Origin of the sequence: Staphylococcus roterodami (genome assembly GCA_022493055.1) — a bacterium.
Lineage (GTDB): Bacteria > Bacillota > Bacilli > Staphylococcales > Staphylococcaceae > Staphylococcus > Staphylococcus singaporensis.
The window spans coordinates 768,630-781,022 of sequence record CP092781.1 but is presented as its reverse complement, the minus strand read 5'-3'; the positions used below and the strand labels follow the sequence as shown (position 1 = coordinate 781,022).

The 12,393-nt window shown below is 30.8% G+C and carries 11 protein-coding genes and 1 pseudogene; 5 read left to right on the top strand and 7 right to left on the bottom strand.

What is annotated here, in order from left to right:
- Positions 1-14 precede the first annotated feature (14 nt).
- Positions 15-329: a CHY zinc finger protein gene (locus tag ML436_03770; protein UMT78859.1), complete on the top strand. Its 315-nt coding sequence runs from the start codon at positions 15-17 to the stop codon at positions 327-329.
- 128 nt (positions 330-457) lie between these two features.
- Here ML436_03770 and ML436_03765 read toward each other — a convergent pair whose 3' ends face one another.
- The 7 genes from ML436_03765 to nrdI all read right to left on the bottom strand — a co-directional run bounded on the left by ML436_03765 (position 458) and on the right by nrdI (position 8,204).
- Complete coding sequence (locus tag ML436_03765) at positions 458-1,486, bottom strand: siderophore ABC transporter substrate-binding protein (protein ID UMT78858.1); 1,029 nt, start codon at positions 1,484-1,486, stop codon at positions 458-460.
- A gap of 113 nt (positions 1,487-1,599) precedes the next feature.
- Entirely contained in the window at positions 1,600-2,361 is a 762-nt protein-coding gene (locus tag ML436_03760; protein ID UMT78857.1) for an ATP-binding cassette domain-containing protein, read from the bottom strand.
- Positions 2,358-3,314 (bottom strand): iron chelate uptake ABC transporter family permease subunit, encoded by a 957-nt coding sequence (locus tag ML436_03755; GenBank protein UMT78856.1) that lies wholly within the window; start codon positions 3,312-3,314, stop codon positions 2,358-2,360. Before ML436_03755 ends, ML436_03760 begins: the two co-directional genes overlap by 4 nt.
- The gene (locus ML436_03750; protein UMT78855.1) at positions 3,301-4,272 is read right to left on the bottom strand and encodes an ABC transporter permease; all 972 of its coding nucleotides are present in this window, start codon (positions 4,270-4,272) and stop codon (positions 3,301-3,303) included. The genes ML436_03755 and ML436_03750 overlap by 14 nt, the downstream gene beginning before the upstream one ends.
- A 377-nt stretch (positions 4,273-4,649) precedes the next feature.
- The gene (gene nrdF / locus ML436_03745; protein ID UMT78854.1) at positions 4,650-5,621 is read right to left on the bottom strand and encodes a class 1b ribonucleoside-diphosphate reductase subunit beta; all 972 of its coding nucleotides are present in this window, start codon (positions 5,619-5,621) and stop codon (positions 4,650-4,652) included.
- A 116-nt stretch (positions 5,622-5,737) separates the two neighbouring features.
- Positions 5,738-7,843 (bottom strand): class 1b ribonucleoside-diphosphate reductase subunit alpha, encoded by a 2,106-nt coding sequence (gene nrdE / locus ML436_03740; GenBank protein UMT78853.1) that lies wholly within the window; start codon positions 7,841-7,843, stop codon positions 5,738-5,740.
- The gene (nrdI, locus tag ML436_03735) at positions 7,806-8,204 is read right to left on the bottom strand and encodes a class Ib ribonucleoside-diphosphate reductase assembly flavoprotein NrdI (GenBank protein UMT78852.1); all 399 of its coding nucleotides are present in this window, start codon (positions 8,202-8,204) and stop codon (positions 7,806-7,808) included. The genes nrdE and nrdI overlap by 38 nt, the downstream gene beginning before the upstream one ends.
- Before the next feature lie 806 nt (positions 8,205-9,010).
- Here nrdI and ML436_03730 point away from each other — a divergent pair.
- The 4 genes and pseudogenes from ML436_03730 to ML436_03715 all read left to right on the top strand — a co-directional run bounded on the left by ML436_03730 (position 9,011) and on the right by ML436_03715 (position 12,244).
- Entirely contained in the window at positions 9,011-9,880 is an 870-nt protein-coding gene (locus ML436_03730; protein UMT78851.1) for a DMT family transporter, read from the top strand.
- Between the two features lie 19 nt (positions 9,881-9,899).
- Entirely contained in the window at positions 9,900-10,400 is a 501-nt protein-coding gene (gene queF, locus ML436_03725; protein ID UMT78850.1) for a preQ(1) synthase, read from the top strand.
- Between the two features lie 35 nt (positions 10,401-10,435).
- A pseudogene (locus tag ML436_03720) lies at positions 10,436-10,663 on the top strand (hypothetical protein).
- A gap of 75 nt (positions 10,664-10,738) precedes the next feature.
- A complete protein-coding gene (locus tag ML436_03715) occupies positions 10,739-12,244 on the top strand; it encodes a peptide MFS transporter (protein ID UMT78849.1) in 1,506 nt (501 codons plus the stop codon).
- Positions 12,245-12,393 lie beyond the last annotated feature (149 nt).

The window sequence follows — 12,393 nt, the reverse complement described above, 5'->3', positions numbered from 1 at the left end:
AAGGAGATTTACTTATGCCTATAGTTTATGGTTCTTTGATTGATACAGAAACACGTTGTCGCCATTATTTTACCGAACAAGATATTATTGCGATTAAGTTTAAGTGCTGCAATAAATATTATCCATGCTATAAGTGTCATAATGAATTTGAAAAGCATACTATTAAACGTTGGCCAGAACGTACATTTAATGAAAAAGCAATTTTGTGCGGAGTATGCCAACATGAATTGACAATTAACGAGTACATGATGGTAGAGCATTGTCCAAATTGTCATTCAAAGTTTAACAATCGCTGTAAATATCACTATCATATTTATTTTGAAATTTAATTTACTAAATCATTACATATACGGACTTATATATTTATCGTTACGATAGGTTGTAAGTCCCTTTATTTTGACAAAAAAGCGTGGAGAGCATGGATTATAGTTAATAATCTTTGCTCTCCACTTATTAATTATTTTACAACTTTTTCAAGTTCATCAATTTGTTTAATTGTAGTTGTAGTTGATCCAGCTGAAAAATACCATAATTTTGGATCTAAGTTATAAACTTTATCTTCTTTAATCGCTTTAACGTTTTTCAATACTGGGTTATTTAACGCTTGTTTAGCTGTCGATTTACCACTTATAGCTTGTCCTCTATCCATCGCTAAAATTACATCTGGATTTTCTTTGTTTACATATTCATTAGAAACATTTTGTCCATGATTGCTATTACTTACTTTTTTATCAACAGCATTGAATCCTAATGTATCATATACTAATCCACCAAAACGTCCTTTAGGTCCAAACGTTGATAATTCACCTTCGTTAACTAGTAAATACATTACAGTTTTATTGAAATGTTTCGTTTTATCTTTCATAGATGCAATTTTATTATCTAAATCTTTATTTAATGCTTTAGCTTTATCTTCTTTGTCGTAAATTTTACCGATGTTTTCAGTAATTTGTTTCATTGAACCAATTAAATTTTTCTCATCAGCACCAACATAAACTATTTTTGCTTTAGGTGCTGCCTTTTTAAATTCATCTAAATTCTTTTGATTTGCTGTACGTCCAGAAATAAATATTACTTCCGGTTTAGTTGCAGCAATTTTATCAAAGTTTACTTCTTTCAAATTACCTACATTAGTATATTTATCATCCTTAAATGACTCTAGGAAATTCGGTAATGATTTACCACCTTCACCTTTTGGTAATGCTTTAACTTTATCAGCTAATCCCATTTCTTTCATGACATCAAGTGCACCATAATCTAATACAACTGCATTTTTAGGATTCTTTGGTACTTCAACAGTTTCTTTAACTTTTTTAGCATCGCTACCGTCTTTTTTCTCGCCACGCATTTTGTAGTTATTTTCAATTTTTACTGTTTCATTTGTACCTTTAGTATTCGATTTTGATTGTTCTTTTTCAGAGTTGTTACCACATGCTGCTAACACTAACATTAATGCTACTACTAAATATAAGACTGTTTTCTTCATAATATAAATGTCTCCTCTATTGACTTATTCTGTGTGCTTAAAATGACAAACGTATAATGATCAGATAATACTTCTTTGATTAACGCATCACCCCTTTAAAGTATTTTCTAAAGTTAATCTTTAAAATATAAGCAAATTCTTTGGTTTCTAATAAGTTCTATCTGAATGTCCATATCATATAAATCGCTTAAAACACTACTTTGAATGACCTTATCTTTCAAATCTGATTTAACTAATTGCCCATCTTTCAGTGCAACAATGTGATCTGAGTAACAGGACGCAAAATTAATATCATGCAGGACAATGACGATTGCTTTATTCATTTTATGTGCTAACATTTGCAACGTTTGCATAATTTGAACAGCATGTTTCATATCTAAATTATTTAAAGGCTCATCTAGTAAAATATATTCCGTATCTTGTGCTATTGTCATTGCGATATAGGCACGTTGGCGTTGTCCACCTGACAATGATTTAATGTTTCGATGCCTAATGTCCTGTAACTGTAATAAATCTAATGCATCATTAACAATGGCATGATCTTCTTTTGTTAATCGTCCTTTTGAATATGGAAATCGTCCAAAATTAACTAATTGCTCAACTGTAATGTTCATTTCAGTATGATTTGTTTGCTTCAAAATTGATATCTTTTTAGATAAATCATTATTTTTGTAATCAGACATAGCTTGTCCATCAATTTTCACTTCACCTTCATCAAAGCGAATTAAACGACATATCGCTGAAAGTAATGTACTTTTACCAGCGCCATTTGGTCCGATTAATGACGTTAACTTACCTTTTTCAATAGTTATACTGATATCTTTTAATATCGTTTGATTATGTATTGTCTTAGTTAAATTCTTAACTTGTATCACTGCGCATTTCTCCTTTTAACTAATAGATAAATGAAATAACTTCCACCTATCAAATCAATAAGTAAGCTCATCTCTGTCGTAGCTTCAAAAACATTTTCAACAACCCATTGCGCACTAAATAAACTAATCCAACTCAAACAAATTGTCGCAATTAATATATATTTATGTTCATATGTCTTCATTAATTCATGAGCCAAGTTCACAGTTAAAAGACCTAAAAACGTAATAGGACCTACTAATGCAGTTGAAACTGAAACTAAAATTGATACAATCACTAATAAAATTCGCGTTAATTGTTCATACGAAACACCTAAATTTATTGCTTCTGCACGACCTAATAGTAATACATCTAAATAAGGTAGTAAGAAAATCGTAATGATTAATAGTATTACTAAAATGACTGCTGAAAAAGTGACTAAATTTGAATTAGAAGCATTGAAATTCGCAAACATACTACTTTGTATCGCTAAAAATGATTCAGGGTCCATAATTAATTGAATAAATCCGGTAATACTTCTAAAAAACGTACCTAGTAGTACCCCAACTAGCAAAATAAAGTAAATTGAAAAATGGCCAATTTTAAAAATGACTTGAAATAGTATCAATGCAAAAAGCACCATGGTAATTAACGTTAAAATAAAATTCAAATATACATTAGTCACCCAAACCGATTGAATGCCAAGTAGAAATACCGGGATAACTTTTATAAACAAATAAACTGCATCAAGTCCCATAATCGAAGGTGTTAACAAACGATTATTCGTAATTGCTTGAAAGATGACAACTGAAGTCGCAATAGCAGCCCCAACAAGTATAATTAAAATAAATTTTCTCAAACGACTTGAAAATTGATATTCAAAAATTTCAAAATCAATACCTGCAAATAAATAGAGTAAAGCAACCAGACATGTCACGATGATTAAAATAGTAAGTTTTTTATTATTGTTGTGCATAATTTTTCCTACCTTTCATCAATAAGATAAGGAAAATAATTGTTCCAAAAACACCAATTGTTAAACCAATATTTATTTCATATGGATAAACGACTACTCTACCTACGATATCTGAAAACAATACAAATATTGCACCTAACATCATTGTGTGTGGTATAGCATTTTTCAAATGATCGCCTCTATAAATTGAAATAATATTCGGAATAACTAAACCTAAAAATGGCAAAGTTCCAACTGTGACAACTACTAAAGCTGTAATTGTTGCAGTTATGAAAAGCGCAATATTAATTAACTTCTCATAACTCAAACCTAAATTATTAGTGAAATCTTTACCCATTCCTACAATAGTGAAGTGATTAGCAAACAGATATGTCAGTGCTAAAAGAGGAATACTTAAATATAAAATTTCATAACGTCCGCTTGTAATAATGGCAAAGTTCCCGTTAAGCCAGTTACCAATGCTTTGTACAGCATTCGTACGCAATGAGATGAAGGTTGTAAAACTTGCAACAATACCACCTATCATAATCCCTAATAGTGGGACAAAGATGACATCTTTCACTTTGATAAAATCAATTATTTTAACAAATAAAAATGTACCGCATATGCTACATACAACAGCAAATACTAATTTCAATAATATATGACCTGTTGGAAAGAATAATAAGGCTATTAAAATACCTAATTTAGCCCACTCCATTGTTCCAGCTGTAGTAGGACTTACAAACTTATTTTGCATCATTTGTTGCATAATCAAGCCCGCTAGCGCCAATGAACTACCGGCAATTAAAATACTCATCGTTCTAGGAATTCGACTTGAAAATAAAATATTTTGCTGATCTTTAGTTAAATGAAATATATCTTTGATCGATAATTCACTCACACCGATAAACAGCGAAATAATAGTCAACAACATAAGTAATAGAAGCAAAATATTTCCCTTCAATAAATACTTCATTACAAATTTTTCTCCCTTTTATTAAATGATAATCGTTATCATTGATAATATTTCTCATTAATAGTATCGTTTTTTGATACTCATTTCAATAGTCTTTCAGATAATTTATTGTCAATATTATTGTTTTTTGCAATTAAATTGAAAATTAATTTTCTTAATGATGTATTTAAAGCCATAATGAGAAATAAGAAACTAATTGTAATGTACTATTGACTAAATGAATTATGGCTCTATGTCAAATTGAGCTAATGAGTTCAATTTGACATAGAGCTATATAATGCCAGTCTTCTTCAATTGAAATATAAAAAAGGACCTTCTACATGAAAGCAGTGTTATATATCACTATCCCTTTTCATGTAAAGGTCCTTTTAATTTATTTACTTGTTATCAAATACAAAGTCATCATCTTGTAGTGCTTCAACATTTAATGCTAAGACATAACCATCACCTTTTACAGAGAAGAAGTCATGGTTTTTAGTTGTTGTATCTAATGCATTTTCAATGATTGGGTTAAATTCACGTTCTTCAAAATATGGTTCAAAACCTAAGTTAGAAAGTGCTTTATTCCCATTATATTTAACGTAGTTTAACACGTCTTCAGTGATTCCAAGATCATCGTATAACATCTTTGTATATGACTCTTCATTTAAGTATAAGTCATTTAAAAGTTTATACATTTCTTGATCTGCTTTTTGCTTCTCACTTTCAGATAATTCATTACGTAAATGTTGAGCATCTAGCCCAGTAAATACACCATGAATAGATTCATCTAATAAAATTTTACGAATGATTTCACCTGATGTAGTCATTTTTCCTTGACCAGCTAAGTATAACGGATAATAGAAACCTGAGAAGAATAAAAATGTCTCTAAAAATACACTTGTTACTCTAGCCATATATTGATCATAAATTGAAGCCTCTTTACCCCAAAGTTTATGATAATTTGCAACGATTTTATCTGATTTATATTTTAAATGAGGTTCTTCTAATACCCACTCATCTAATAAATAATTTGTTTCGCTAGATGGTAATAATGTTGTGAAAATATGCGAATAACTTTTCGCATGAATTTGTTCCATCATCGCCATAAATGAATAAACAGCCTTTTTTCTTAAATCTGTAGTATGTAGCATGACTAGCGGCATACCATCGTCTGCTTGATGTGTATCTAAACCTGTTAACCCTGCCAAAGCCTTTTTAAAAGTGTCTTGTTCAGCTTCAGATAATGTTTTCCAACTTGCAATGTCTTTTGATACTTTAAATTCTGTTTCAACCCACATTTGAGAAATATTTTGTCTCCAAAACATATTCGTCATATCTTCTTGTGTGTTCCAATTAACAGCTATCATGAATATAATTTCCTCCTGTAATGTTAATCAATTATTGATAAATATAGACATGATAGTCTAATCATCTGTCACCTTTTACAGATGATTAGCTGATATTGTCTATAAACGTTGATTTATTAAATAGAACAACTAGTACATTCTTCTACGCTTAATAATTTATTTCTAGTATAGTAAAGTGATTTTAATCCTTTATAGTGCGCATATACATATAATCTTGCTAACTCACGTGTAGAGATTTCAGAGTTAACATATAGAATTGTTGAAATACCTTGATCAATATGTGTTTGTATCGTTGCTATTAAATCAATTAACTTCATTTGATCTGTATTAAATGCTGATTTGTAATACCACATTGTTTGTGGTGATAAGAATGGCATTGGATAGAATGTTTCAGCATTACCATAAGTACGACGTTCAATTTGATCAACAATAGGCATTACAGAACTTGTAGCATTTTGAACATAAGAAATACTTTGAGTTGGCGCAATCGCTAATCTATAGGCATGATATAAACCGTATTGTTCAATATCTTGTTGTAATTTCTTCCAATCTTCTGAAGTAGGAATTGTCATTCCATCGAATAATTCACGTACTTTTTCAAATTGTGGTTCAAATTCTTGAGACGTATAGAACTCAAAATATTTACCATTTGCATAATCAGATTTCTCGAAATCTTGATATTTAATACCACGTTCTTTAGCAATTTCCATTGAACGTTCAATTGAGTAGAAGTTCATCATCATAAAGAAGATATTTGCAAAGTCTTTTGCTTCTTCTGACTCATAACCAATTTTATTTTTAGCTAAGTAACCATGCAAGTTCATAACACCTAAACCAACTGAGTGTAATTCGCTATTTGCTTTTCTAACGCCAGGTGCATTTTGAATATTTGCAACGTCACTTACAATCGTTAATGCATCCATACCAGAATGTACTGAGTCTCTAAACTTACCACTTTCCATTACATTCACAATGTTTAATGAACCTAAGTTACATGAAATATCACGTTTGATTTCATCTTCAACACCATAATCATTAATAATTGATGTTTCTTGTAATTGGAAAATTTCAGTACATAAATTACTCATTTTAATTTGACCAATATTTGAGTTCGGATGCACTTTATTTGCATTGTCTTTAAACATTAAATATGGATAACCTGATTGTAATTGCGTTTGTGCAATTAAATTCAACATTTCACGCGCATTCTTTTTCTTTTTGTCAACATTTGGATTTGCAACCATGTCATCATAATATTTATCTAAATCAATATCATCTAATGTCACACCGTATTCTTCTTTAACTGTATGAGGTGCAAACATATAGAAGTCTTTACCTTCTTTAGCTAAATCAAAGAATTTAGATGGAACGATTAAACCAGTTGAAATTGTAGATAAACGTAGGTCTTCATCGGCATTTACTTTTTTAGTATCTAAAAACTCTTCTACATCGTAGTGGAAGATATTTAAGTACACGGCACCAGCACCAGGTCTTTGACCTAGTTGGTCTGCATAACTGAAACCACCTTCAAGTGATTTAGCGATTGGTAACACACCTTTAGCTACGCCTTTGATACCTTTAATCGCTTCACCACGTGCACGCAATTTAGATAAATTAATCGCTACGCCGCCACCAATTTTACTTAATTGCTTTGCAGTTGAATCAATAAAGTTAATTGAATTTAAGCTATCATCTACTTCTAATAAGAAACATGAAACTAGCTCACCACGACGTGCACGACCTGCGTTTAAAAATGTTGGTGTCGCTGGTTGATATCTTTGTTCAACCATTGCTGAAATAAATTGTTTCGCTTGTTCTTTATTACCGTTCGCTAAGTATAAAGCAACAATAGCAACGTGTTGATTGTAGTCTTCTAAATATTGACTTTTATCATTAGTTTTCAAAGCATAATCTTTGAAAAATTTACTTGCTGACATATAACTTGCAAATTTAAATGGAATAGATTTTGCATAGTCAGTAATTTCAATAAGATCAGCTTCGCTATATATATCAAACACATTGAAATAGAAATCATTAACTACTAAGTAACGTAAACGTTCTATTTCTGAATCGAAAAAGATTGTTTTGTCCTTTACTTCTTCTAAATAAGCAGCTAATGCTTCTTGGTCTTTTTCTAAACTAAAGAATCCATCTTCTCTTCGTTTAGTGACCTCATTATTTAATTCAATATGATTGTACTTTTTCTCTTCCATGGTTTTCATTAAAATTACCCACCTTGTTCTTAAATTCAATAACGTCTTTGTTTTTTCCATGTAACTCAAACTTCATTAATAAAGGGACATTATACTCCTCTGATATCGTGCGACCCGCTTTAGCGAAATTTAGTCCCCAATTTCGATTACCGCTAGCTGCCACACCTCTGATGTATTGATGATTAACTTCTAAAAAAGATTGAACTGGTTTTGGTACTTCTCCAAATCCAATAGTGCCTGTAACGATAATAAACGGTTCATGAACTGGTTCCATACAATTATCTGCTGTAATCTCAAGTGTATTTTCTAGTTCTGTTCTCTTGATAAATCGACGGACATTTCCAGTAAATGAAAAATATATTATTTTCATTGGATCACCTTCTTTCTTCAACCCTTTTAAATTAAGTAGCCATTACAATTAAAAAATGCTTTAACAACATTAAAATTCATGTTTATCTCAGCATTGCTTTAACTATAATGAAGCTACTTATTTTCTCAAATGTAAACCAAACCAATTGCATAGATTTATATTTGAGAAAATAGTAGCTTGTATGGGTTGTATGTATCAAAATCACTATATGTAGTGTTTACATCATTTGACATCTTCCATTTGCTTAGTGCATTTTCTGAAAATATGACTATAAATTGATAATAACTATTAAATTTCAGTGTTAAATTACTTTTAAAAGTAATTTCTTCATAAATAAAGCATTTGCATACAAAACACAAGATATTGTGTCTTTTTCGTATTAGCAACACTATATTATGTGTTTCATTATACATAAGACCATCAATGATTTAAAGTGTCATTTTCCGTTTGAATGTTCGTAAAACGTTCCAATTAGGCACCATTACTTAAATAGAAAAACTTCGGCAAATTTAAAAATTTTTTTCAGTAGATATCACTTGCTTTTTTTAAATCTGTAACAAACTCAATCGTATCAACAAAAATCAAGAAATAACCAATTACTTAGATGCTTAATTGATTTTATTTAAACGTAATAACACAAACATTCATGACTAAGTAATGCCCTATAATTCCGTCAAATAAACACGAGAACATTTGTTCGTATAATCAATTATAAATCTTTTCTTTTAAATTTCAACTATTTATGCACAATATGTTGATTTATGCTAATATAAATACGTTAATTTTATATAAAAGAGGCGATAAAATTGAATCCTAAAGTAAAAGGTATCATTGCCATATTAATTTCGGCTATTGGTTTCAGTTTTATGTCAGTGTTTTTCAGACTTGCAGGTGATCTTCCTGTTTTTCAAAAATCATTAGCACGAAACTTAGTAGCAATGTTTATTCCACTATTTTTTATATATAAATATCATCAACCAATGTTTGGTAGACTCTCTAGTCAACCATTATTACTAACGCGTTCAACCTTAGGACTTATTGGTGTATTGCTAAATATTTATGCAATCGACCATATGGTACTAAGTGATGCAGACTCTTTAATGAAACTCAACCCTTTTTGGACGATTTTATTAAGCATTATTTTCTTGCATGAAAAAGTGAGAAAGTATCAAATCACAGCTATGATAGTTGCAATACTAGGTATGCTTTTAATTGTTAAACCTGAATTTTCTTCATCAATAATTCCTTCACTAGCTGGATTATTCTCAGGTATCTTTGCAGCATCAGCATACACTTGTGTCAGAGCACTTAGTACAAGAGAAGCACCATATACAATAGTATTTTACTTCTCATTATTCTCTGTCATCGTTTTAATACCTTTCACTGCATATACATATGTTCCAATGACTCAAATGCAAATACTGTACCTTTTAGGTGCTGGACTAGCCGCAGCAGTTGGTCAAATTGGTGTTACATTGGCATATAGTTTTGCTGCTGCGAAAGATATTTCTATTTTTACGTATGCATCTATAATATTTACAGCAATACTTGGCTTTATTTTATTTGGAGAGTCTCCAGATTTCTATGCAACATTAGGTTATGTCGTTATTATCGGTGCAAGCTATTACATGTTTGAAAAAGCACGCCGAGACGCTAAAGTATCATTAAATAAATAAAATCAAAGGAGCATTTTTTATGGCACAAGGCCGTCAACAAGATGAATTACAAGATATTACTTTATTAGGAAACCAAGAAAATACTTACAATTTTGACTATCGTCCAGATGTATTAGAATCATTTGACAATAAACATCAAGGCCGTGATTATTTCGTTAAATTCAATTGTCCTGAATTTACTTCTTTATGTCCTATTACAGGACAACCAGATTTTGCAACAATCTATATTTCATATATTCCGAACGTTAAAATGGTTGAATCAAAATCGTTGAAGTTATATTTATTTAGCTTTAGAAACCACGGAGATTTCCACGAAGATTGCATGAACATCATCATGAATGATTTGATTGCACTGATGGATCCTCACTACATTGAAGTGTGGGGTAAATTCACACCACGTGGCGGTATTTCAATTGATCCATATACTAATTATGGACGTCCAAACTCTAAATATGAAAAAATGGCAGAACATCGCTTAATGAACCATGATTTATACCCTGAAAAAATAGATAATCGTTAAAAAAGTTATACAAATACACACCTAAAGTTGTTTAGATATCGACTTTTTGGTGTGTATTTTTTTGTACGTGTTTTGTAATTTAATTTTAAATTTTAAAATTCGAAGTAATCAAAAAGGATAATTATACACAAAATAAATAACAATTTTATAGAAACCTATTGCACTTTAACGCCAATAAGTATATTTTTATATTATCTCTAATTAATTGTGCGCGCTTAATAACAGAATATTCTCAATATTTCTATTTTTTTGTGATTTATTGAAAGTACTTAGTTGATGACGCGCAACCATTTTAAAACTAACTATTGTATTAGGGGAAGAAAGGATGGGATGTATAAATGACACAACAAAACTCCCATGGAAGTCAAATTCAAGACATACCTCAAACAGGATTTTTCGGGCATCCTAGAGGCCTAGGCGTACTATTTTTTGTAGAATTTTGGGAAAGGTTTAGTTATTATGGCATGCGTGCCCTACTCATTTTCTACATGTACTTCGCTGTAACAGATAATGGCCTTGGAATTGACAAAACAACAGCTATGTCAATCATGTCAGTTTATGGTTCATTAATCTATATGACATCAATACCAGGTGGATGGATCGCTGACAGAATTACAGGCACAAGAGGCGCTACTTTATTAGGTGCAGTCTTTATTATTATCGGACATATTTGTCTAAGCCTACCATTTGCTTTAATCGGCTTATTCACATCAATGTTCTTCATCATTATTGGTTCAGGTTTAATGAAACCTAATATTTCAAATATTGTTGGTCGTTTATATCCTGAAAATGACAGACGTATGGATGCTGGTTTTGTAATTTTCTATATGTCAGTTAATATGGGTGCATTACTATCACCTATCATTTTGCAACACTTTGTTAATGTTAAAAATTTCCACGGTGGATTCTTAATCGCAGCCGTAGGTATGGCACTAGGTTTAGTATGGTATGTACTTTTCAACCGTAAAAACTTAGGTAGTGTAGGTATGAAACCAACTAATCCATTGACACCAGCTGAAAAGAAAAAATACGGAATTATTATCGGGAGCGTTGTATTAGCAATTGTGTTAATAATCACAATTGGCGCTGTAACTAATTCACTATCATTTAACTTAGTTAGTAACACTGTTTTAGTATTAGGTATTGCATTACCTATCGTCTACTTCACAATAATTATTAAAAGTAAAGATGTGACAGATACTGAACGTTCTCGTGTTAAAGCATTTATTCCATTGTTTATTCTTGGAATGGTTTTCTGGGCTATCCAAGAACAAGGATCAAATGTATTAAACATTTATGGAATCGAACAGTCAGATATGAAATTAAATCTATTTGGCTGGAAAACAAACTTTGGAGAAGCGATTTTCCAATCAATTAATCCATTGTTTATTTTATTATTGGCACCAATTATTTCGCTTTTATGGCAAAAGCTTGGTACTAAACAACCTAGCTTACCAGTGAAATTTGCAATTGGTACATTTTTAGCAGGTGCATCTTACATACTTATCGGTATTGTAGGTTACACATCAGGTTCTGCACATTTCTCAGTTAACTGGGTGATTTTATCTTATATTATCTGTGTAATCGGCGAACTTTGCTTATCGCCAACTGGTAATAGTGCAGCTGTAAAATTAGCACCAAAAGCATTTAATGCACAAATGATGAGTATTTGGTACTTAACTAATGCTTCTGCACAAGCAATTAACGGTACATTGGTTAAGTTAATTGAACCACTTGATCAAACTAATTACTTTATCTTCTTAGGTATCGTAGCAATTGTCGTTACAACAATTGTATTAGCATTCTCACCTTTAATCATTAAAGCGATGAAAGGAATCCGCTAATTAACGATCTTAAATTACTTTATAGATATCAAAAACTGTAAGTCATTCAATTGGCTTACAGTTTTTTTATTTCACATTGAAAATTAAATGTTAGCATTATAATTGGTCCGGCTGCAGTTCTGAAATGATAAAAAACCACTAATGATTTA

Coding starts and splice junctions, on each gene's coding strand:
- ML436_03770 (UMT78859.1), top strand. CDS start 15: ATGCCTATAGTTTATGGTTCTTTGATTGATACAGAAACACGTTGTCGC.
- ML436_03765 (UMT78858.1), bottom strand. CDS start 1,486: ATGAAGAAAACAGTCTTATATTTAGTAGTAGCATTAATGTTAGTGTTA.
- ML436_03755 (UMT78856.1), bottom strand. CDS start 3,314: ATGCACAACAATAATAAAAAACTTACTATTTTAATCATCGTGACATGT.
- ML436_03750 (UMT78855.1), bottom strand. CDS start 4,272: ATGAAGTATTTATTGAAGGGAAATATTTTGCTTCTATTACTTATGTTG.
- nrdF (UMT78854.1), bottom strand. CDS start 5,621: ATGATAGCTGTTAATTGGAACACACAAGAAGATATGACGAATATGTTT.
- nrdE (UMT78853.1), bottom strand. CDS start 7,843: ATGAAAACCATGGAAGAGAAAAAGTACAATCATATTGAATTAAATAAT.
- nrdI (UMT78852.1), bottom strand. CDS start 8,204: ATGAAAATAATATATTTTTCATTTACTGGAAATGTCCGTCGATTTATC.
- queF (UMT78850.1), top strand. CDS start 9,900: ATGGCACAAGGCCGTCAACAAGATGAATTACAAGATATTACTTTATTA.
- ML436_03715 (UMT78849.1), top strand. CDS start 10,739: ATGACACAACAAAACTCCCATGGAAGTCAAATTCAAGACATACCTCAA.